Source organism: Collinsella sp. TM04-29 (assembly GCF_003466565.1).
Taxonomy (GTDB): domain Bacteria; phylum Actinomycetota; class Coriobacteriia; order Coriobacteriales; family Coriobacteriaceae; genus Collinsella.
Genome location: NZ_QSPW01000001.1, coordinates 632,654 through 655,205, shown reverse-complemented (window position 1 = coordinate 655,205; position 22,552 = coordinate 632,654). Strand labels below are relative to the sequence as shown.

The window sequence follows — 22,552 nt, the reverse complement described above, 5'->3', positions numbered from 1 at the left end:
CCGCAAGGAGTGTCCCCAGCTGCCGGCAGAAAAGGAACGTCCCCAGATGCCGAATCCGCAGCTACAGCAGGCCAAAGTGTTTGGCGGCGTTGTAGATGCCGTCGTCGTCCACGGCGGTCGTCACGTAGGTCGCCACGGCCTTCACGGTATCCTGCGCGTTGCCCATGGCCACGCTCGTGCCCACGGCGGCAAACATCGACAGGTCGTTCTCGCCGTCGCCAAAGGCAATCGCCTCGCTCGCGTCGATGCCCAGGCGCTCCAGCGTCGCCGCCACACCCAGGTCCTTGCCGCCGTTTGCCGGAATAATGTCGCAGAACAGATCGCACCAGCGCGTAGTGAGCGAATGCGACACCGCATCGGTCACGATATGCTCGTCGGCCGGGTCCACAAAGGCGCAGAACTGGTAGACCGGTGCGTCAAAGGCGCGCTCAAACGGTTCCTCGTGGTAGACGATCCCCGCGTTGTTGCCGGCCGTCACCACGCGCTCGGACAGGCGGTTCACAAACGAGTTCTCGCCCTGCATACACAGCGAGTCGTAGCGTCCCTGCGCCACCTGGTCCACGATCACCGCAACGTCGTCCGGATCGATCGGGCAGCTGCGGTAAACCCCCTCGGCATCAAAGCAGTGCTGGCCCGAGAGCGTAATGTACGCATCCCAACCCAATTCGAACAGCCAATCGGGCATCTGATAGGTCGGGCGACCCGTGGCAATCACGCACGCAATCCCCTGCTCATGAAAGCTGTCGAGCACCTGCTGCGCCGACGCCGGAATCCGATGGGTCTTAAAGCTCAGCAACGTGCCGTCGATATCGAAAAACGCGGCCTTGATCATCCTCGCCTACTCCTCGCCCTCGAGCCTCTCGCTCGCCTCGAGCCACGCCATCTCCAACTCGTCCATGGCGGCGTGGGCCTCGTCGATCTTTGCCTGCTGCTCGCCCAGCGCCGTGTAGTTGGTGGGGTCGACCTGAGCCATCGCGGCCTCGGCCTCCTCCACGCGGGCGCGCTGCGTCTCCATTTTGCGCTCGAGCGAGCTCACCTCGCGGCGAAGCTTCTGGCGTTCGGCGTTGGAAAGGCCATTGGGCTGGCCGCTCGACTTGGGCTTTTCGGCCGCAGCCGCCGCGGCACCGGTGTCAAACGTGCCGGTCTTGGCGCTCGGTGCACCCACGGGCTCGCCCTCGGCGGTGGCGTTGCACAGGCGCAGGTACTGGTCGACGCCGCCAGGCATATGCGTCAGATGGCCATCGAGCAGCGCCCACTGCTGGTCAGTCACGCGCTCCATCAAAAAGCGGTCGTGCGTCACCAGAATCAGCGTGCCGGGCCAGCCGTCGAGCAGGTCCTCGACAATCGCCAGCATATCGGTATCCAGGTCGTTGCCGGGCTCGTCCAAGATGAGCACGTTGGGTTCGTCCAGGATCGTCAGCAACAGCGACAGGCGGCGGCGCTGGCCGCCCGAAAGATCGCCGATGCGGCTCCAGAGCTGCTGCGTCGAAAAGCCCAGACGCTCGCAAAGCTTCTCGGGCGAAGTCTCCTTGCCGTCTATGACGTAGTACTTCTTATAGTTGCTGAGCACCTCGCGAATCGTGTCGCCCATGTAGGGCTCGAGTTCCTCGAGCTGCTGCGACAGCACGCCAAAGCGCACCGTCTGGCCAATCTTCACGCGACCGCGCAGGGGCGCGATCTTGCCCTGAATCACGTCGAGCAACGTGGACTTGCCGGCGCCGTTCTCGCCCAAAAGACCATAGCGGTCGCCCGCACCGATGAGCCAGGTCACGTCGGAGAGCACCTGCTTGGGCGCGCCGTCGGTATCCGCATGGCCGGCATCCACGTCGATAACATCGATAACCTGCTTGCCCAGACGGCTCACCGCCAGGCGCTTGAGCTCCAGCTCGTCGCGCACGGGCGGCACGTCGGCGATCAGCTCGCGAGCGGCATCCACGCGAAACTTGGGCTTAGTAGAGCGCGCCTGGGCGCCACGGCTCAGCCACGCAAGCTCCTTGCGCGCCATGTTGCGACGGCGCTCCTCGGTAACCGCGGCCATGCGGTCGCGCTCCACGCGCTGCAGGATGTATGCCGAGTAGCCGCCCTCGAAGGGATCGACCTGGCCGTCGTGGACCTCCCACATGCTGGTGCAGACCTCGTCCAAGAACCAGCGGTCGTGCGTGACCACGAGCATGGCGCCCTGACCGCGTTGCCAGCGGGCCTTTAAGTGACGCGCGAGCCAGTTGATGGTGCGCATGTCCAGGTGGTTGGTGGGCTCATCGAGCATGAGCACGTCATAGTCGCCGATCAGCAGGCGCGCGAGGTCCACGCGACGGCGCTGGCCGCCCGAAAGCTCGCCCACCGTGCCCTCCCAGGGCACATCGCTAATAAGGCCAGCCAGAATCTGGCGCGTACGCGGGCTCGAGGCCCACTCGTATTCGGGCGTGTCACCGACGACGGCATGATGCACGGTGTCGGTATCGACCAGGTTGTCCTTTTGACCGAGCAGACCGATCGTCGTGTCGCGGCGGTGCGTCACGCGGCCGTCGTCGGGCTCCAACGTGCCGGCGAGCACGCTCAGCAGCGTCGACTTACCGTCGCCGTTTTTACCGACAATACCAATACGGTCGCCCTCGCCCACGCCGAGCGTAACGCTATCGAAAATATGCTTGGTGGGAAACTCTAGGCTGACGGAATCGCATCCCAAAAGAATCGCCATATGCCCTGCTCCTTCGTAGAAATTCAACGTTGTCCATGATAGCAGCGAGCCCCACCCCAAACCACCACGAAGGCGCCTGTCCCCTTTGTGGTGGTCGTTTCGGTCGTAGAGCAAAAAGGCGGGCCATCTCCCACAAGAGATGACCCGCCACTCCAATCAGTCCCGCGGCAACCGTGGCCGCCGCGGGCCTCAAGCATGTCCCGGACTAGGAGAACATGCCGGTGAGGTAATCGTTCAGCCTCTTATCCTTGGGCCGTTGGAAAATCTCGTCGGTCTCGTCGTACTCGACCATATCGCCCATGTAGAAGAACGCCGTGCGGTTGGACACGCGCGACGCCTGCTCCATGTTGTGCGTCACGATGACGATGGCGCGCTCTGCCACAAGCGACGACATAAGGTCCTCGATCGCCAGCGTCGAGATGGGGTCGAGCGCCGAGCAGGGCTCGTCGAACAAGATCACGTCGGGGTTGAGCGCCAGCGTGCGTGCGATGCACAGGCGCTGCTGTTGACCACCCGAAAGCGCATAAGCGCTCTTGTCGAGCTTGTCCTTGACCTCGTCCCACAGCGCCGCGCCGCGCAAGCTCTCCTCGACCATGCGGTCGAGCTCGACGCGGTCAGTGATACCGTGGCGCTTGAGCGCAAACGTGATGTTGTCGCGAATGGACTTGCGGAACGGGTTGGGCTGCTGGAACACCATGCCAATGGAGCGACGCAGCTCGTAGGTATTCTCGGTCCTGGTGTTCACATTGCGCCCGCGGTAGTTGATCTCGCCCTCCACGCGGCAGCCGCGAATCTCGCGATTCATCAGGTTGAGACTGCGCAAGAAGGTCGACTTACCGCAGCCCGAAGGCCCGATGAGCGCCGTGATCTCGCCCTTGTGAAAGTCGAGCGACGTGTCGTGTAGCGCATGGCGGTCGCCATAGTACACGTTGACGTCCTTGGTGGAGAGCACGACCTCGTCGCTCACGGCCTTGCCGCTCACACGCACGTGCTTTTCGCTTTGTCCCACGCTCGACAGAAAGTCCTGGGTCTCGGACGTGGCCGCTTCGGTTGCGGGCGTTGTATTCATCTCGCTCATTCGGCCGTCATCCTCCTTGCCAGTTGCTTGCCCACGATACGGGCGATTACGTTAAACAGCAGCACGCAGATCATCAGCAGCGCCGCGGTGCCCCAGACGATCTGCTGGGCCTCGGGGCTGCCCTCGCCATAGATCTTGTAGATGTGCACGGCAAGCGACTCACCGGGACGGAACACGTTCCAGGCGCAGGTGGGGCTCGACAGGTTAAAGCTCAAGAAGTTCAGGCGAACCGGCGAGCTCATGCCCGAGGTAAAGAGCAACGCCGCGGCCTCGCCAAACACACGGCCGGCCGAAAGCACGATGCCGGTCACGATGGCGGGCATGGCCTCGGGAATCAGGATGTGCAGCGTGGCCTCCCAGCGAGTGAGGCCCATGGCCAGGCACGCATCGCGCTGGGCCTGCGGCACGTCCTCGAGCGCCTGCTGGATCACGCGCACCAGAATGGGGATATTGAACATGGTGAGCGCGATGGCGCCGGAGATGATGGAGTACCTCCAGCCCAGCTGCACCGAGAACACCAGAAAACCGAACATGCCGACGACGATGGAAGGCAGCGAGGACAAGGTCTCGATAGCGGTGGAGGCGATGTCGCGGATAGGGCCGTTCGGCGCGTACTCAACCAGGAAGACCGCTCCGCCCAGGCTGATGGGCACCGAGATGACTAGAGTGATCAGCAGCAGGTAGAACGAGTCGAACAGCTGGTAGAGCACGCCACCCTGGGTCCCGTTGGCGCGCGACGGCTGCGTGAGAAAGCCCGGCTGGAACAGCGTCGAGATGCCCTCGAACAGGATATAGGCCACCATGGAGACGACGATGAGCATGACGATGGCGACGATCGCCGTCAGCACGCCCGTGGCGATGCGGTCCTGCTTTTGGACGCGCCCGAGCCTTGCCTCGTCGATGTGGATGCGCGTGCTAGCCACGAGCCTTCGCCCCCTTGCGGCCGATAAGGTGGATGATCAAGATGAAGATGAGGCTCATACCCATCAGCAGCAGGCCAAGTGCCCACAGGACGTCGTCTTGGGCCGAGCCCTCGGCATAGACCGCCATGGACGTGGTGAGCGTGGTGGTGATGGTCGACGCCGGCGACAGCAACGACGTCGGCATGGCCTCGATACCGCCGATGACCATGCGCACGGCAAGCGTCTCGCCAAAGGCGCGGGTCATACCAAGGATGACCGCGGTCATAAGCGACGGCATGGCGGACTTGAGCACCACGTGCCAGATGGTCTGCCAGCGGGTGTAGCCCAGCGCGAGCGAGCCCTGGCGGTAGCTGCCGGGCACGGCGCGCAGGCCATCGACCGAAAGGGTGGTCATCGTCGGCAGGATCATGACGGCCAGCACGATGGCGCCGGGCAAGATGCCCAGGCCCGTGCTCACGTGGAAAACGCTCTTCATAAGGCCGACGACCACGTGAAAGCCGATCAGGCCAAAGACGACCGAGGGGATACCGGTCAAAAGCTCAATAAGCGGCTGAAAGACCTTGGAGCCAAACTTAGGGCTTATCTCGATCGCGAAGATGGCAGAGCCGATGGCGATGGGCAGCGCGATGAGCGTGGAGAGCACCATGACCGCAAACGAGGTGACGATCAGGGGCAGGGCGCCAGTGTAGGGCAGGCCGTTTTCGGCCGTGTTGGCCAGGTCCCACTTGGTACCGATAAAAAACTCGATGATCGAGACGCCGTCCTTGAAAAAAGCCGAGAGGCCCTTTTGGGCGACCATAAAGATGAGCGCAGCAACAACAAGCGTCACGAGCGCTACGCACGCACCCGTGACGCCCAGGCCCACGTTCTCAAGCTCGCGCTTTGGCAGCTGTTTTGCCATTGCAAACCTTTCCGGGGGCGATTACTTATTTAGCGGAGACCTTGCCACTGGCGTCCTTGACGACCTTCATGGCAGAAACGGGAATAAAGCCCTGCTCCTCGACGAGCTTGCCCTGGACGTCGTCGGAAAGCATGAACTCCAGGAAGGCCTTGGTGGCCTCGTCGGCGTCCTTAGCACAGTACATGTGCTCGGTCGCCCAGATCTTGAAGGAGTCGTCGGTGACGTTTGTGCTCTTGGGCTCGACGCCCTCGACCATGATGGCGTTGAACTTGGAGTCATCGAAGTGCGAGAAGTCAAGGTAGGAGATGGCGTTGTCGGTGCTGCCCATCTGAGTCTGGACATCGCCGGACTTGTCGAGCTCGGCGTCGCCCTTAAAGTCGACGGCCTCGTCGCCAAAGACGGCGGCCTCGAAGGTGGCGCGGGTGCCGGAGCCGGCCTTGCGGTTGAGAACGACGATCTTGGCGTCGTCGCCGCCGACCTCCTTCCAGTTGGTGATCTGGCCGGAGAAGATGCCCTTGAGCTGCTCGAGGGTCAGGTCGTCGACTGTCACGTTCTTGGAGACGACGGGGCCCATGCCCACGACGGCGACCTCGTGATCGACGAGGTTCTTGACCTGATCGGCCTCGAGCTTGGTCTCGGCGAAGACATCGGAATTACCGATGGTGACGGTGCCGGCGGCGACAGCGGTCAGGCCCTTGCCCGAACCGTTGCCCGAACCGGAGACGGAGACGTCGGGGTTGGCATCCATAAACTTCTCGGCAGCAGCCTCGACGAGAGCCTGGAACGAGGAGGCGCCGTCGTAGGTTACCTCGCCCGAGACGGACTCGGCAGCAGCGGCGCTACCCTTGTCGGCGGCGTCGGTTGCGCCTGCGCCGCCGCAACCAACGAGACCGAGGCCGACGATGCTGGCAAGACCACCAGCGAGGCCGAGGAACTGACGACGAGAATAAGCCTGATCGAGCATGATCTTCCTTTCATACAAGCGACTCGCGGGCACCCTGCCCGCTTTGCTGTTTGGAAAGATACGGTCTCGATCGGGCAGCGCCCGCGTCAGCTGCGCTTTATTACGGGCATCTGATAGACCCTTACCGCAAGCGCGGCTCGGCTTTACAAACGAATAACAAACCCGCCACCAAGCATGACCCGCCTTTTACACCAATAAAAACAAAGTTGCGGTGAAATAGTTCCTGCTTGGCCATCAAATGGCCCATTCTAGGAACTATTCCACCGCAACTTAAAAAGCCCGGACGAAAGGGGTGCTAAGTTGTTAAAACGCCGCAGCCTTAAAGCTCAAGCTCGTTCAAACGTAAGATCACCACGATATAAATCTTGAGCGCCTGCTTGAGCTGTTCCTCGTTGGCGCACTCGTTGGGACCGTGCATCTGGCCGCCCCACTCGGGCAGCTCCAGACCGGTCTCCTCGGGGCCAAACGAGACGGCGCGGGCAAAGTTGCGTGCGTACGTGCCGCCGCCCATGGCAAAGGGCTCAGCATGCTTGCCCGTAAACTCGTTATAGGTATCAATAAGCGCCTTCACGGCCGGATCGTCGGCAGAGACCGAGAACGGCACCTTCGCACGACCCACACGGCACGTCACGCCAAAACGGCCCACGAGCGGATCGAGCTGCTCGCGGATGGTATCGGCACTCGTGCTGTCGGGGAAGCGCACGTCGATGACCTGCTCAATATGGCCATCCGCCACGCGGATGACGCCAGCGTTGCAGGTAAGCGGGCCAAACGCCGGACTCGTCGCATCGATACCCAGGCCGCGACCATAGGCGTCCGCATGCACAAAGGCCAGGAACTTGACGAACTCGTGCTCGGCAGGCGTCAGCAGGCGCTCGTCGCGTGCACCAAACGCGTCCTCGGCCTCGCGCAGATACGACACGATCAGCCCGACGGCGTTGATCGTTCCCTCTGGCATCGAGGCATGACCGCCAATGCCGTGGGCGAAAATCTGCGCATGCCCGTTATCGAGCGCCGTGATCTCCAGGCGGTCGCCGTTCTCGACCGGCGCCGGCAGCTCATCGGCGGCAATCGCAAGCTCGCAGATAGACTGCGACGGAATGGCGTTGCTCGCCTCGGCACCGCTCCAGGACACAATGCGCCCGCCGTCGATCTTGGAGCTCACAAATGTCGCCCCAAACTGGCCCTTCTCGGCATTACAGACCGGGAACTCGGCATCGGGCGTAAACAGAAAGTCGGGGTTCGCGTGGTTCTCCAGATAATGGTGAACGTCGGACATGCCCACTTCCTCATCGCAGCCCAGCAGTGCGCGGAAGGTGTAGCGCGGAACAATGCCGTGCTTGAGCAGATAGGCGCCGGCGTAGAGCGACAGCACCGCCGGACCCTTGTCGTCGATAACGCCGCGGCCGAGCAGCCAGCCCTCGCGACGCTCCATCGCAAACGGGTCGGTGTTCCAGCCCGGGCCGGCGGGCACCACGTCCACGTGGCAGATGGTCGCGAGCTGCTTGTCGCCGCGGCCAGGAATATCGGCAATGCCCACATAGCCCTCGTCGTCGCTCGTCTGATAGCCGAGCTTCTGCGCGATGCCGAGCGCACAGTCGAGCGCGTCACGGACCGGGCGGCCAAACGGCGCGCCGGGCTCTGCATCGGCAGAAACTGCCACGGACGGATAGCTCACCAGCTGCTCGATATCGGCGACGACATCTTCCCAGACCTCGTCGACATACTCGGCGACGCTCTGCTCCACCTGATTCATGGACGACCTCCTTACCAATGAGCGGCGAGCGCGCTCGCCCCTCACATTACGTCATTAGATAGCGAAAAGTTTAGCAAGCTCGGCCACCGAGTGCACCACCGCATCGGCACCCGCCGCCTCGTGCTCGCCCGGCGCCGCCGCGCCCGAATAGATGCCGATGCACGGCACGCCCATTGCGTGCGCGCCCTCCACATCGTTAAAGCGATCGCCGATCATCACGGCATCGTCGGCCGTCGCGCCGAGCGCCGCCAGGGCATCGCGGACCGAATCGGCCTTGGTCTCGCGTCCCTGCGGCGGATTCATGCCAATCACCGCCTCAAACTGAGAGAGCCCGAGCTCATGCACCATGTCGATGCACTTGGCCTCCATGCGCGACGTCGCCACGGCCATACGTTTGCCTTGGGCGACCAACCCATCCAGCAGCTCGGGGACCCCATTGAACACGGGATACTCCTCCGGTCCCAGTTCATCAAAAAAGGCGCGGTACTCATCGGCCACCACAAGCGACTCCTCGCGGGAAAAGCCGTAAAAGTCGTGAAAGCTCTTCCACAGGGGCGGCCCGATCATGCGGCGCAGATCACCCGTCTGCGTCTCCGAAAACCCGCGCGCAGCCAGCGTCTTGCGCGTCGAGGTCATCACTGCCCGACCCGTATCGGCCACCGTGCCGTCAAAATCGAACAGCACAACCGGCCGCTCGCAAAGTTGCAATGCCGCCATCGGCACCCTTCTTCCCCAGTTGATGATTTCCACATCACCGCTTCAAACTGTTGACTATTCAACAATTGAACCTAGCAATGTAGAGCAACTCCACTATACTTGTCGCACTTTGCTTTCAGAAGGCGGCGCTGCCGCGCCCCAACGAAAGGTGCAATTATGTCTTTTGCCATCATAACCGACTCCACATCGGACATCTCCCCCGCCCGTGCCCAAGAGCTCGGCATTTACGTGATTCCGCTGCATGTGATTATCGAGGGCGAGGACCTGCTCGACCAGGTGCAGATTACCGCCGAGGAATACGTCGCCCGCATGGCCGGCTCCGAGCAGCTGCCGCACACCTCGCAGCCGAGCGCCGGCGAGTTCAAGGCGCTGTTTGACCGCGTACGCGCCGATGGCCACGACAGCGCGATCTTTATCTCGCTGTGCAGCGAGTGGTCCGCCTGCTATTCCAACGCATGCCTGGTCGCCGAGACCCACGAGCTCGACGTGCGCTGCATCGATTCGCGCACCGGCTCGGGCGCCGAGGGCCTGCTGGTGGAGTACGCGCTTGCCATGCGCGAGGACGGCCGCAGCTTGGACGAGACCGAGGCGCAGATCCGCGCGACGCTGCCCGACGCCCACCTGCTGCTGATTCCCCGCACGCTCGAGAACCTGGTCAAAAACGGCCGCGCCCCCAAGCTCGCCGGCCAGCTGACGCAGATGCTCAACATTCGCCTGGCCGTTTCGCCGGAGTGGAAATCGGGCGAGATCAAGGCAATCAAAAAGGGCCGCGGCGCCAAGCGCATCGTCGCCAACACCATGGCAGATTGCCTCGCGTTTTTGGACGAGCACCCGGGCTCAAGCGTGCGCGTGCTCACGACCGGCGCCGCCGAGGAGCAGGAACTTGTCAACGAGGCGCTCGCGGGCCAGGACTACGTAGACGCCGGCACTGGCCCCATCGGCTGCACCATCGCCACCCACGTAGGCGTCGATGCCATCGCCATCAGCTACTGCCCCCGCTACCAGCCCATCCACTAGGGGCACCTTTACCTCTTGCGGTGGAATAGGGACTGTTTTTGGCTTATTAGCCGCCAATCAATCCCTATTCCACCGCAACTTAGAAATCGGCGATCAGCCCAGCGGACCCTGAAACAGTTCCTGATGAGTGCCCATTCTCACCAGCCTAATCACTGGGTTAGTCTTATGGGGAAGATAAAGAACGACCACATCGACCAAGCCATCGGATAGGTGGAAATCGATGTGGCCGTTGTAGTTTCCGCCCGGGTTTGAGAGCTCGTGGGCGCCATACTCCGCCGGAAGTGACCCATGAGCCACAAGCTCTGCAACCGCCGCTTTAAACTCACTTTTTAGCTGCGGATGCATGCGCATCGTTCGTTTGTAGTCCACCTTAAATTGAGCCTCGACTTTAATCTCGAACATCGCTATTCCTCATCGAGGAATGACATAAGCTCATCAGCGTTATTGAATGACAGGCTATCGTCCGGCAAAATCCCCAGCTCATGAGCCTCGGCGATCACCATGGCGCGCCTCGTCACCTCGTTGGGCACCTCCGCCCTTCCTACAATCTCAAAAGGAATCTTTCGCTGATTTACCAGCTGCCGAACGGCAAGATTGAGATAGGAATTGAGGCTGAGGCCGACCGAATCCAAGAACTCAGTCGCCTGCTCCTTGAGCCCCTCTTCGATTCGAACCGTCGTAGGCTTAACTGTTGCTGTAGACATTTGCGACCTCCTCGCCCTCGTCTTTTACACCAGTATACCCAATATAAATGGCAATCTGATGTTAGATAACATCAGATTGCCATGCGTATTCATGTCGCGTGGGCACGATTGATCTACATCAGCCCGCTCAGGGCAATGTCGACGGCTTCGTTGAGGTCGTCGGTGATGTGCACGAGCTCGGGATCGAGCGGGCTAATCATACCGGCGTCCATCACCGGGCCGTTGAGCCAGTCGAACAGACCCTGCCAGTACTCGGTGCCCACCAGTACGAGCGGCATGCGCTTTACCTTGTGCGTCTGCACCAGCGTGAGCACCTCGAACATCTCGTCGAGCGTGCCAAACCCGCCGGGAAACACAATAGCGCCGGAGCTGTATTTGACGAACATAGTCTTGCGCACAAAGAAGTAACGGAAGTCCATACCGAGGTTCACATATTTGTTGAGCCCGTGCTCGTGCGGCAGCTCGATACCCAAGCCGACCGACTTGCCATTGACACTCGCCGCTCCCCTGTTGGCCGCTTCCATGATGCCGGGGCCGCCACCGGTGATGACCGCCACGCCACGTTGCGCGATCTTGCGGCCGACCGTGCGCGCCGCCTTGTAGAGCGGATCGGTCTTGGGCGTGCGGGCGCTGCCGAAGATGGTCACTGCAGGACCAAGCTCGGCAAGCGCGCCAAAACCATCGACAAACTCTGCCTGAATGCGCAGCACGCGCCACGGGTCGGTATGCAGCCAGTCGGTCGAGTCCTCGGGCGCCAGCAGGTTGGCGTAGGTGTTGTCCTTAGGAATCATGGGGCCGCGCATGACCACGGGGCCGCGGCGGTACGTCTCGTCGTAGGCAGGCTCGCCCTCGACGTTCTCATTCTTAATCATGGGTTACTCCTATCGAGAAAAAGAAAAACGGGCGAGGTCGACGCCATGCGCCAAACACCCGCCCGAACATCAACTATTCGGTATGGTACCCACGATGCATCAAGTGCTTGCAAGCTATCGGTCATCGGTCGCGCAGACGGTGTTAGCGAACGTGATGACCGGCCGGCGCTCGTCCCTTGCCGTTGCCCGCGCTTTGCAAGCGCCCGCGCCGCTCTTAGTAGTCCACCGCCGCAGGGCTGTTCATCCAGTCACTCACAAACGCTCCGTAGCGGCCCTCGATAATGGCCTGGCGGGCGCGCTGCATAAGGTTGAGCAGGTAGTAGATGTTGTGCATCGACAGCAGAATACCGCCGAGCATCTCCTTCTGCGTGACCATGTGACGGATGAGCGCGCGGCTGTAGCCGCCCGTGCACACCGGGCAGGTGCAGGTGGGGTCGATGGGGCCGTCGTCGTGCGCAAAGCGCGCGTTGCGGAAGTTAAGGCGACCTTCACTGGAGAACGCCGTACCCATGCGGCCGGTGCGCGTCGGCAGCACACAGTCGAACATGTCGATGCCCACGCCCACGCCGCGTACGAGCGTGGTGGGGTTGCCGACACCCATCAGGTAGCGCGGCTTATGCTTGGGCATGTACTCGCTCACGAGCGGCGCCAGGGTCTCGAACATGGTCTCGTGATCCTCGCCCACCGAATAGCCACCGATACCATAGCCCGGGAAGTCGCCGCACTCCTCCAGATGGCGCAGCGAACGCAGGCGCAGATCCAGGTGCATGCCGCCCTGAACGATGCCAAAGAGCGCCTGGTCATCGCGGGTATGCGCCTTATAGCAGCGCTCGGCCCACATGCTCGACAGCTCAACGGCGCGCTCAACGTAGGCGCGCGTGGCGGGATAGCCCGGGCACTGGTCGAGCTGCATGCAGATATCGGAGCCGAGTTTCATGGCGATTTCCATGTTGTCCTCGGGCGTCCAAAACACGTGGCGGCCGTCGTAATCGTTGACGATAAAGCGCACGCCCTCATCGGTGAGCTTGACGGCATCGTTGTGGCTGAAGACCTGGAAACCGCCCGAGTCGGTGAGGATGGGGCCGTGCCAGTTCATGAACTTGTGCAGGCCGCCCAGCTCGGCGATGGTATCCTCGCCGGGACGCATGGACAGATGATAGGTATTGGCGAGCACGATCTGGGCGCCGAGCTTCTTGACAGTCTCGGTAGGAATGCCCTTGACGTTTGCCTTGGTGCCCACGGGCATAAAGATCGGCGTCTCGATGTCGCCGTGCGGGGTGTGCAGTACGCCGGCGCGCGCGTGCGTCGTCGGATCCTCGGCAATCAGGTCGAATTTAAAAAGGTTCTGGTCCATAAACTGGAACTCCTTGGTTGCGGTTCATACGCAAACCATTATACGGGCAACCCGCAAGAAGCACCGACTCGACAGAAACTGGTGCGAGGAGGATACGGCAGGGACACGGCAAATGAGCGTGGATTTTTGGACGCTTACCGGATGAGCGTGGATAATCTCCCACTTTTGCCCAAAGCACAGCCCAAAAACGGGAGATTATCCACTTTCATTCTGCGGGCACTCATTTAAGTACGTCCCCGATGAGTGGAGCTATTTACCAGCCACGGCAACGCCGATATTTTGGCAACGTCAGCGAGCGGGTCGCATTTGAGACAAGGTGCCGTGAAATGAAAGGGCGCTGACCTTCTGGTCGCGCCCTTGAAATTGAACGGCAGATTGTCCAAATGCGGCCCGCGCAGCGTCGGCCGGTCCGCCGTTCGGTAGAACGGCGGAACCCCTAAGGACGCTGGCCCATGCCACCCTCGAGGGTGACGGTCTCGCCGTTCATATACTTAAAGTCGGGACCGCAGAGCTGAACGACGACGCGGCCGATTTCCTTCTCGACGTCGCCGTAGTGACCCGCCGGCGGCATGTGGACGTTGGCCTTGAACGCCTCGGGATAGGCATCCTGGAAGTTCTCGAGCGCGGCGGTCCAAGCAAGCGGGCAAACGATATTGACGTTGATGCCGTCCTTGCCCCACTCGTTGGCGGCAACGCGAGTCAGACCACGGATGCCCTCCTTGGCGGCGGCATAGCTGCACTGACCATAGTTGCCAAACAGGCCGGCGCCCGAAGCAAAGTTGACCACGGAGCCCTTGGTCTCCTTCAGGTGCGGGTAGGCCTTCTGCATGTACAGGTAGGTGGCATACAGACCGGAGTAAATGGCGAGGTTGAACTGGTCCATGGTGTGATCGGCGATCGTCACGCCCGAAGCGCTGGCCTGAGCATTGTTGACGACGGCGTCGATGCGGCCGAACTCCTCAATGGCCTTGTCGATGACGTTCTGGACGACGGCCTCGTTGTCCTGACCAGCCGAGACATCGGCCTGAACAGGCAGAACCTTGACGCCGTACTCGGCCTCGAGGGATTCCTTGGCAGCCTCGAGCTTGGCAACGTTGCGGCCGGTAATGACGAGGTTTGCGCCCTCCTTGGCAAAAGCGATATCGATACCGTAGCCGATGGAGCCAGCGGAGCCGTCCTTGAGCGTGGCCTTGCCGCCGCCGGTGACGATCACGGTCTTACCAGTGAAAAGTCCCATATAAAGTCCTTTCAAATCGCGACGGGCCTGCCCGTCGACTGCGCGCATCCAACTTCACGCGCCAAAAGCTGAAATGCAACTTTAGCGGGTTCAAGTGAAAAATAAAGCCCATGGCAGGCGAACGGCGCAACGTCTTTCGGCGAAGGGAATGTCAAGTACAAACTGGATAAAGTGGCCGAGTTTTTGCTATCGACGCGAGCCATCGAACACGTTTTGAAACTTTGCTGCAGCGCGCGGGATGTCGGCGCGAGACTTTATCATAGGGTGACAAACAACGATGAGGAGCACATGCCTATGACAGACGAGCTGGACCCCCAGACTCAACAGCATATTGATGATTCCGCAGACGTCACTGCAGATGCCGACGCTGTGACCTGCGATGATATTGACCTCGACGGCCCATTCTTGGACGAAAGCGCTACGGCGGAAACCCCTGGCGCCGAAGATGCAGACGAGCAAAACGACGATGCGCCCGCTCAGGACGACCGCCCCGTACAGGATGCTGCTCCGCAAGCTGCGGGCCCTATCGAGGTTTCTTCGGAAGAAGAGCTCGACGCCGTCATGGACTCCATGATGGATGCCGTCAAAGCGATGAAAGACGCCGTGGCCGACGCTGACGTTGACGCCGAGGAAGAGGAGGCCGCCGAGGCAGCCTCGACCTTCGTACCCGGCGAGACTCCGGTTGCCGACCAGGGCAGCACCATGCCCTCGTTTCTGCAGCTCGAGCATCCCACGATTGGCACCGATGCGGTCGACCCGCACGCAGCAGGCTTTTCTGTGATCGAAGGCGGTACCGGCAATATCGCCGTGCCGCAGACTGCCGATGCGGACGCTGCCGACACCGCTCGCCCGACCGCCCCGCACTCCTCCGCCGCGAGCCGCGATCTGGGGACCGCTGTCTCGAACACTGCGAACGCCGTGGGCACCTTTATCGCCCAGGGTGCCTCGGCCATGCGCGAGATGAACGCCGCGAAAAAGGCACTTGCCGATGCCCGCGCCCACCTGGCCGAACTTGAGCAGCGCATTGCCGATCAGGCCGAGGAACTCGAGACGCGCCAGGATATCGCAGGCCGCTACGACCAGATCGTCGCCGACCAGTGCCAGGCGATTGCCACGGCCCAAAAGACTGCAGCGGCCGCCGAGATTGATCGTGATGCCCACGCCTCCAAAGCGACAGAGCTCAAGGGTCAGCTCGAACAAATGAAGACAGAGGATGACGCGACTGAGCTCCGCCTGAAGGCCGCGCTCGACGCCGTGGAGGCCCGCGAGGCGAGCTCTCGCGAGACCGGCAACCGCCTCGTTCGACGTCTTGAGGATTCCAAGCGCATCCGCGACAAGGTGAAGGCCGAGCGAGACGCCGGCATTGCGGCCGCACAACAAACCGTCGACGCCACGCGCGCCCAGCTCGAGACGCTGCGCCATGAGTATGCCGAGCTGCAACGCAATCCCTCGGCAAATCCCGCCAACTATACGGTGCGCACCAGCGAGCTCTCGATGCAGATTTCCGACACGGCAGATGCCCTGCGTAAAGCCGAAGAAGATGTCCCGCGCATCACCGCCGACCTTGAGCACTCGCTTGCCGCAGCCGAGCAGGCCGTCGAGCAGGCTCAAGCCCCTATCGCCGACGCAAAACGCGCGCACCAAGCCGTGACGACCGAAGCCGATGCCGCGCGCGACGAGCTGCAGACGGCGAAGACAGCCGCCGCGACTCGTCAGCGCGAACTGCGCGAGAAGATCACTGCCGAGGACAAGGCACGCCGCGACCAGGAGCAGAGCATCGCCAACGCCCAAGCAGATGCCGCACATGCGCAGTCGATCATCGAACAGGCGACCGAAGTGCACGACCACCCAGAGATCACTGAGTCGCTTGCAGGATCCTTGGCCCGAGACAAAGCCGAACACGCCGAGACCGAGCGAGAAGTCGCCCAGCTCGAGGCCACCGAGGACGCGGTGCGCGAACGTACCCGCGACTCACGCATCAAATTCACCGGCGCCATCGTCTGCATCGTCGCCGCAATCCTGGCGATCATCCTAGCCTGGCTGTTCGCAAGCAAGTAGTCATTGGGGACGTTCTTAAACGACTAGTCAAACAAGAACGTCCCCAACGACTAGCCCAATGACGAGAGTGGATAATCTCCCACTTTGAGCCCCCAAGCAGGCCAAAAACGGGAGATTATCCACTCTCATTCTGCAGGCACTCATTTAAGTACGTCCCCAATGAGTACCTGCCGATGCTTTGGCGAAGTCAGCGAAAACGCCCCTAAGCGAGCAAGGTGACGTGAAAGAGGAGGGCATTGACCTTCTGGTCATGCCCGACGATTGAACGTCAGATTGCCGCTTAGGGGGGTTTGCAGCGTCGGCCGGTTACGGCGTTTGTAAAACGCCGTAACCTACAAAATGAGCATGGCGTCGCCAAAGCTGAAGAAACGGTAGCGCTCCTCGATGGCGGCGGCATAGGCATCCATGATCTGGTCGCGGGTGGCAAGTGCGCTCACGAGCATCATGAGCGTGGAGCGCGGCACGTGGAAGTTCGTGATCAGCGCGTCGACCACGTGATAGGTCGAGCCGGGCATGAGGTAGAGCTGCGTCGTCGCGTTCTCGCGCACCACGATGTCGCCGCGGCCGAGCGTGTCGGCCCCATCCTCGCGGCCCTCAAAATAGCGCGCCGTCACGGCCGGATCAGACACCGGTGCCTCAGCGTCAAAGGCGCTCTCGAGCGAGCGTACTGCGGTGGTGCCGACGGCGATCACGCGGTGCCCCTCGGCCTTCGCCTTATGCACGGCGTCGACAACCTCCTGTGACACGTGGTAGCGCTCGGTGTGCATGACGTGCTGCGTGGGGTCGTCCTCCTCCACCAGACGGAAGGTATCAATACCCACCTCGAGCTCGACGGCGGCAAACTTCGCGCCCTTGGCCTCGATAGCGGCCATGAGCTCGGGGGTAAAGTGCAGACCCGCCGTAGGAGCGGCAGCCGAGTGCTCCTCCTTCATGGCGTAGACGGTCTGGTACTTCTCGGGATCGCCCTCGTAATCGGTAATGTAAGGCGGCAGCGGCACGTGGCCGGCAGCATGGATGGCCTCGTCGAGCGTGCGCGGGTCGCCGGCGGCATTGCAACCGGCCGGCTCAAAGCGCACCAGACGGCCACCGCGGCTATCGGTGACAAAGTCGACGACCTCGGCCGTCAGCACCACGGGAGCCCCCTCGGGCGCATGGGCGCCGCCGGCGCGATACTCAATCTGAGCACCGGGCTTCAGGCGCTTGCCCGGCTTGACCAGGCACTCCCAGACGTGACCCAGCGGGTCAACATCCTCGCGGCGCTTGAGCAGCAGCGTCTCGACCACGCCGCCCGAGCCCGTCTTGCGGCCAATCAGGCGAGCCGGCATCACGCGCGTCTGGTTGATGACGAGCACGTCGCCCGGCTCGATATAGTCGATGATGTCACGGAAGATGCGGTGCTCGACGGTGCCGCCATGTTCTAGCGGCGTTCCCGCCTGGGAGCCTTTGCGATCAACCACCAGCAGGCGGCAGGAGTCGCGCGGCTCGGCAGGCGCCTGGGCGATGAGCTCTTCGGGCAGGTTATAGTCAAAATCATCGGTACGCATAGACACGTCGGATTCTCCTTATATAGCTAAAGTCCGCTCTACATCCTAGCAGGCTGACGTCCCAAGTGAACTACTTTTTGGCGGCTTTGCGCTCGTCGCGGATACGGGCGCGGTCCATGGCCGCCTCGACGGCCGAGAAGCGGCAACCACAGTAGTTCTGCCGATACATGCCAAGCTCGCGCGAACGGCGTGTCGCCTCGGGGTAATACGGGCGAAAATCGCGAATCACCGGGGTGAGCCCATGTGCCGCCGCCAAGCGCTCAAGCACGTCATTGCAGGTATCGAACAGCTGGTACGGCGAGACGGCGAGCGTCGTGCCCACAAACTCAAACCCGCGCTCCTGGGCCACGCGGCATGCCTCGGCCAAGCGCAGGGCATAGCACGCGCGACAGCGACGAGGCCGATCGGCACCCAGCGGTGCCACGCCGGTCTCCCAGCGATCGCGGTCCTCCCCTGCCTCGATGAGCTCGATGTCGCCATCGGCACACCACCGACGCAGCTCGTCCAAGCGGCGCTGCCATTCATCGCGCGGTTGAATATTGGGGTTGGTCCAGCAAATCGTGGGCTCAAACCCCTCCTCACGCAGCAGGCGAACCGGCTCAAGCGAGCACGGCGCACAGCAAGCGTGCAACAACAACGGCTTCATCAAGATCTCCTCCCCCGCAAAGATTTTTTAATCCCCGTCCCAGAAAAATCATCCCAAAAAGACTACCTTGCGAAAAAGCGCACGCCAAAGGACGTATCCTCGCAGGCGGCAATGCGACGGTCGAGCAGGATGGTCCGCACGTAATACCAGTCGCCCACACAGCCCGACAAGTGCAGACCAGCCGCCAGGTAACACAGAAGCGGATAGCCCGAAAACGCAAAGCCCAAGGCAAACGCCGCCGTCAAAACAACCGTCGGCGCCAGGCAAATCGCCATATACCGCCGGCGTGAATACACCACGCCCTCGGCGCAGGCGTAAATCATGCAGGTTTCGAGATTTGCTCCGAAGGTCACCCGAGCACCAGCAGGCGCAAACAGCTTAAAGAACACCGCGTGCACCAGCTCATGGACACCAAACGACGCAGCAGAAACGACCGCCAAGCCGACTATCCAGCCCAAGACCGCCGTCCAGCCGCCCGCGTCAGCAGCATCCAAGTCTGCAGGCCCGCCCAGCAGCATAAACACCGGCACCAGGCACACGACAAATGCGCCAAGCACTGCCATCCCCCACACAAAGCAGGCGTGCAGAAAATCCTCGTCCTCAAACGCATGTATGTTGGAAATCTCATTCATAGCATCTTAGGATAGCGCCCCTGCCACGTACCCGTCCGCATGTGCGATAATGTCGAACGATATGCACGAATTGACCACCGCGTCGCCAGGCCTTGCGCCCGGCCGCGCTCTCACCATATGCGAAGGAGTCCCATGGCATCCAAATACTCCATGAACGACCGTCCCAGCTGGCCTCGCCGCGCCATCGTTACCGCCGGCGAGCCCTACGGCAACAAGGGCCTTCACTTTGGCCACGTTGGTGGCGTCTTTGTCCCGGCCGACTTCTTCGCCCGCTTCCTGCGCGACCGTCTGGGCCGCGAGAACGTCATCTTCACCTCGGGCACCGACTGCTACGGCTCGCCCATCATGGAGAGCTACCGCAAGCTCAAGGAGAACGAGGGCTACGACAAGTCCATTAGCGAGTACGTCGAGTCCAACCACTCCCGCCAGGCCGCGACCCTCAACAACTACAACATCAGCTGCGATATCTACGGCGGCTCGGGCCTTGAGCCGGCTGCGCAGATTCACAACGAGGTTACCGCCGAGATTATCGAGCGCCTGCACGAGCAGGGCACCATCTCCAAGCGCTCCACGCTGCAGTTCTACGACGCCAAGGCCGGCACATTCCTCAACGGCCGCCAGGTGATCGGCCGCTGCCCCATCCAGGGCTGCAAGTCCGAGAAAGCCTATGCCGACGAGTGCGACCTGGGTCACCAGTTTGAGCCCGAGGAGCTTATCGCACCCAAGAGCCAGCTCACCGGCGAGGTGCCCGAGCTGCGCCCGGTCGACAACCTCTACTTCGACCTGCCGGCCTACCTCGACTTTATGAAGACCTACACCGCCAAGCTCGCCCAGAACCCGCAGGTTCGCTCCGTGGTCTCCAAGACCATGGAGGAGTGGCTGCTGCCGGCTCAGCTCTACATCCAGAACAAGTTCCGCGAGGCCTTCGATGCCGTCGAGGACCAGCTCCCCGAGCACACCGTGCTGGAGCCCGAGGGCAACAAGAGCAGCTTTACCGTCACCTTCCCCAGCTGGAAAGAGCGCGACGACGCCCACGCGGTGCTCGCCAACGGCGGCGTGCGCTTCCGCAGCGGCAAGGCGCTCGTGCCCTTCCGCATCACCGGCAACATCGACTGGGGCGTTCCGGTGCCCGAGGTCGATGGCGTCTCCGACGTCACCTGCTGGTGCTGGCCCGAGAGCCTGTGGGCGCCCATCAGCTATACGCGCACCGTGCTCGCACGCGATGCCAAGGCCGCCGGTGTAACCGAGGGCGTCGCCGCCCAGGACGCCGCCCTCATGGGCGAGCCCGCCGCCGATTCCACGCAGGTCCCCGCGCCCACCTACCAGCACAGCTCGCTCGATTGGCGCGACTGGTGGTGCTCGGACGACGCGCAGATCTATCAGTTCATCGGTCAGGACAACATCTATTTCTACTGCATCGCGCAAACCGCCATGTGGGAGGCCCTGGGTTGGGACCTTACGCAGAGCACCGTCAGCGCCTGCTATCATCTGCTCTACATGGGCAAAAAGGCGAGCTCGTCCTCGCAGACGCCTCCCCCGCCGGCAGACGACCTGCTCAACCACTACACCTGCGAGCAGATGCGCGCGCACTGGCTGTCGCTCGGCCTATCCGAGAAGCCGGTGAGCTTTAGTCCCAAGGCATACGACACGCGTGTGACCGGCAAGGACAAGGACGGCAACGAGGTACGTGCCTGCGACGACAAGCGCGTTATCGATCCGGCCCTTAAGGAGAGCGCCCTTTTGACCGGCGTCTTCAACCGCCTGGCCCGCAGCTGCTTCTACGGCGTCGCCATCAAAGAGGGCGACGAGAGCCCCTATCGCAACGGCTGCATCCCCGCCGGCGCCGCCTCCGCCACCGTGGTCGAAGCCGCCGAGCAGGCAGCTCTCGCCTTTGAGCAAGCCATGTACAAGTTCGAGACGCACCGCGCGCTCGCCGTGTGCGACGACTACCTGCGTGCCGCCAACAAGCGCTGGAGCGACGCCTCCAAGGCCGCCAACAAGCTCGAGGGCGAGCCGGCAAACGCCGCCATGAAGCAGGCCCTGGTCGACGCCTTTACCGAGCTGCGCGTGGCGACCGTGCTCATGCACGGCATTGTCCCGGCCGGCTGTGAGCTCATCTGCGAGTACTTCGACGTCGATCCGGTCGCCTTCTTTAGTTGGGATAACATCTTTGCCTCCACGGACGAGTTTGTGGAGAGCCTGGGCGAGAAGCCCGGCGAGCACCGCGTGAAGCCGCTGCCCCCGCGCTTCGACTTCTTCAGCAAGCACGAGAGCCAGTACTAAAGCACGCCAGCAGCGGCGTGCCCGGAAAGTAGTCTATTTGGGACGGGAAGGAAAGACGGATGTCCAAGCCGCGTCGTCGTAAGCAGAAAAAGCAGGTCAAGGCCGAGCTCAAGCTTAGGCAGTTTGCCGCTACCGAGCTTTCCGACCAGCTTGCCGCCCAACACTCCGCCGCCGACCTGCCGCGCTTTATGGTCGACACGGTCGCCGGCGCCTATGCACCCGCCGATGCTCAGCTCATGATCGAGGGCTTCGGTGCCGCTGCCACGCGCCCGGTCACGCTGCGCGCCAACACGCTCAAGGCGACCGCCGAGGACATCGCCGCCGCACTCGACGCAGCCGGCATCGCCCACCGCCCCGTCGCATGGTACCCGGACGCTTTCATCCTGCCCGAGGCCCAGGTTTCCGACCTATGGGACCTCGACATCTACCGCGACGGCAAAATCTACTTGCAAAGCCTGTCGTCCATGATGCCGCCGTTGGTCCTGGGCGCCCAGGCAGGCGAGGACATCCTGGACATGTGCGCAGCCCCCGGTGGCAAGACGACGCAGATCGCCGCCCTCACCCAGGGCCAGGCACACCTCACGGCCTGCGAGATGAGCATTCCCCGCGCCGAAAAGCTTGAGTCCAACCTCCACCGCCAGGGCGCCAAAAACGTGCCCGTCATGCGCATCGACGCACGCGAGCTCGACGAATTCTTCCGCTTTGACCGCATCCTGCTCGACGCTCCCTGCACCGGCACGGGCACCGTCATCAGCGGCAACGAAAAGAGCCTGCGCGGCCTCACCGAGCAGTTGCTCGGCAAGTGCGCCCGCTCGCAGCGAGCACTTCTGGACCGCGCCATGGGAGCCCTCAAACCGGGCGGAACGCTCGTCTATTCGACTTGTTCGATCTTGCCGCAGGAAAACGAGGACGCCCTGCAAGAGGCCCTCGACAAGCACATGGACTGCGAGCTCATCCCCCTCGACGGCACGCCGAGCAAAAGCGAAGCACGCCGCGCCCAGGATGCCGGCGAGGAGCCGCGCATCGAGTCCAACGCTCTCACCGAGGCAATCGCCGCGGGTCAGGTATCGGCCATCACCAACGGCATGCCCGGCACGCTCACCATCCCGCCCAGCCGCGACTTTGAGGGCTTCTACATCGCCCTGGTCCGAAAACGCGGCTAGCGCAC

General features: G+C 62.3%; 20 protein-coding genes. 4 read left to right on the top strand and 16 right to left on the bottom strand.

The window, feature by feature from the left end:
• Positions 1-61 precede the first annotated feature (61 nt).
• The 8 genes from DXD39_RS02940 to DXD39_RS02905 form a co-directional block, all read right to left on the bottom strand.
• Complete coding sequence (locus tag DXD39_RS02940) at positions 62-832, bottom strand: Cof-type HAD-IIB family hydrolase (protein WP_117803068.1); 771 nt, start codon at positions 830-832, stop codon at positions 62-64.
• Between the two features lie 6 nt (positions 833-838).
• Positions 839-2,698 (bottom strand): ABC-F family ATP-binding cassette domain-containing protein, encoded by a 1,860-nt coding sequence (locus DXD39_RS02935; protein ID WP_117803067.1) that lies wholly within the window; start codon positions 2,696-2,698, stop codon positions 839-841.
• Positions 2,699-2,903: 205 nt separating this feature from the next.
• Complete coding sequence (gene pstB / locus DXD39_RS02930) at positions 2,904-3,776, bottom strand: phosphate ABC transporter ATP-binding protein PstB (protein WP_117803066.1); 873 nt, start codon at positions 3,774-3,776, stop codon at positions 2,904-2,906.
• On the bottom strand, positions 3,773-4,699 hold the full coding sequence (gene pstA, locus DXD39_RS02925; protein ID WP_117803065.1) for a phosphate ABC transporter permease PstA: 927 nt from the start codon (positions 4,697-4,699) through the stop codon (positions 3,773-3,775). The genes pstB and pstA overlap by 4 nt, the downstream gene beginning before the upstream one ends.
• Entirely contained in the window at positions 4,692-5,600 is a 909-nt protein-coding gene (gene pstC, locus DXD39_RS02920) for a phosphate ABC transporter permease subunit PstC (RefSeq protein ID WP_117803064.1), read from the bottom strand. Before pstC ends, pstA begins: the two co-directional genes overlap by 8 nt.
• 25 nt (positions 5,601-5,625) lie before the next feature.
• Positions 5,626-6,564, bottom strand: a complete 939-nt coding sequence (locus tag DXD39_RS02915) for a phosphate ABC transporter substrate-binding protein (protein WP_117629065.1) — start codon at positions 6,562-6,564, stop codon at positions 5,626-5,628.
• 319 nt (positions 6,565-6,883) lie between these two features.
• The gene (locus tag DXD39_RS02910; protein WP_117803063.1) at positions 6,884-8,320 is read right to left on the bottom strand and encodes a M20 family metallopeptidase; all 1,437 of its coding nucleotides are present in this window, start codon (positions 8,318-8,320) and stop codon (positions 6,884-6,886) included.
• Positions 8,321-8,374: 54 nt separating this feature from the next.
• Positions 8,375-9,037, bottom strand: coding sequence for an HAD hydrolase-like protein (locus tag DXD39_RS02905; protein ID WP_117803062.1), 663 nt, complete (start codon positions 9,035-9,037; stop codon positions 8,375-8,377).
• A gap of 156 nt (positions 9,038-9,193) precedes the next feature.
• On the opposite strand from DXD39_RS02905, the gene DXD39_RS02900 reads away from it, so the two are divergent.
• Entirely contained in the window at positions 9,194-10,054 is an 861-nt protein-coding gene (locus tag DXD39_RS02900) for a DegV family protein (protein ID WP_117803061.1), read from the top strand.
• A gap of 93 nt (positions 10,055-10,147) precedes the next feature.
• Here DXD39_RS02900 and DXD39_RS02895 read toward each other — a convergent pair whose 3' ends face one another.
• The 5 genes from DXD39_RS02895 to DXD39_RS02875 form a co-directional block, all read right to left on the bottom strand.
• Positions 10,148-10,456, bottom strand: coding sequence for a type II toxin-antitoxin system YafQ family toxin (locus DXD39_RS02895; RefSeq protein WP_055250871.1), 309 nt, complete (start codon positions 10,454-10,456; stop codon positions 10,148-10,150).
• Between the two features lie 2 nt (positions 10,457-10,458).
• Positions 10,459-10,758: a type II toxin-antitoxin system RelB/DinJ family antitoxin gene (locus tag DXD39_RS02890; protein WP_055250873.1), complete on the bottom strand. Its 300-nt coding sequence runs from the start codon at positions 10,756-10,758 to the stop codon at positions 10,459-10,461.
• A 113-nt stretch (positions 10,759-10,871) separates the two neighbouring features.
• Positions 10,872-11,630 (bottom strand): TIGR00730 family Rossman fold protein, encoded by a 759-nt coding sequence (locus DXD39_RS02885; protein ID WP_117639724.1) that lies wholly within the window; start codon positions 11,628-11,630, stop codon positions 10,872-10,874.
• A gap of 214 nt (positions 11,631-11,844) precedes the next feature.
• Positions 11,845-12,984 (bottom strand): tRNA guanosine(34) transglycosylase Tgt, encoded by a 1,140-nt coding sequence (tgt, locus tag DXD39_RS02880; protein WP_055250876.1) that lies wholly within the window; start codon positions 12,982-12,984, stop codon positions 11,845-11,847.
• Between the two features lie 436 nt (positions 12,985-13,420).
• The gene (locus DXD39_RS02875) at positions 13,421-14,221 is read right to left on the bottom strand and encodes an SDR family NAD(P)-dependent oxidoreductase (RefSeq protein WP_006235414.1); all 801 of its coding nucleotides are present in this window, start codon (positions 14,219-14,221) and stop codon (positions 13,421-13,423) included.
• A 294-nt stretch (positions 14,222-14,515) separates the two neighbouring features.
• Between DXD39_RS02875 and DXD39_RS02870 the strand changes: the two genes are divergently transcribed.
• A complete protein-coding gene (locus tag DXD39_RS02870; protein ID WP_117803060.1) occupies positions 14,516-16,279 on the top strand; it encodes a hypothetical protein in 1,764 nt (587 codons plus the stop codon).
• Positions 16,280-16,611: 332 nt separating this feature from the next.
• Here the strand turns inward: DXD39_RS02870 and queA are convergent, their stop codons facing one another.
• From queA to DXD39_RS02855, 3 genes are all read right to left on the bottom strand, one after another.
• Positions 16,612-17,823: a tRNA preQ1(34) S-adenosylmethionine ribosyltransferase-isomerase QueA gene (gene queA, locus DXD39_RS02865; RefSeq protein ID WP_117803059.1), complete on the bottom strand. Its 1,212-nt coding sequence runs from the start codon at positions 17,821-17,823 to the stop codon at positions 16,612-16,614.
• A gap of 70 nt (positions 17,824-17,893) precedes the next feature.
• On the bottom strand, positions 17,894-18,469 hold the full coding sequence (locus DXD39_RS02860; RefSeq protein WP_117803058.1) for an epoxyqueuosine reductase QueH: 576 nt from the start codon (positions 18,467-18,469) through the stop codon (positions 17,894-17,896).
• A 62-nt stretch (positions 18,470-18,531) separates the two neighbouring features.
• A complete protein-coding gene (locus tag DXD39_RS02855) occupies positions 18,532-19,101 on the bottom strand; it encodes a DUF3267 domain-containing protein (protein WP_117803057.1) in 570 nt (189 codons plus the stop codon).
• A 132-nt stretch (positions 19,102-19,233) separates the two neighbouring features.
• Between DXD39_RS02855 and DXD39_RS02850 the strand changes: the two genes are divergently transcribed.
• Positions 19,234-21,384, top strand: a complete 2,151-nt coding sequence (locus tag DXD39_RS02850; protein WP_117803056.1) for a methionine--tRNA ligase — start codon at positions 19,234-19,236, stop codon at positions 21,382-21,384.
• A gap of 59 nt (positions 21,385-21,443) precedes the next feature.
• Positions 21,444-22,547 carry an RsmB/NOP family class I SAM-dependent RNA methyltransferase gene (locus DXD39_RS02845; RefSeq protein WP_117803055.1) on the top strand — a complete coding sequence of 368 codons (1,104 nt, stop codon included), beginning with the start codon at positions 21,444-21,446 and terminating at the stop codon, positions 22,545-22,547.
• Positions 22,548-22,552 lie beyond the last annotated feature (5 nt).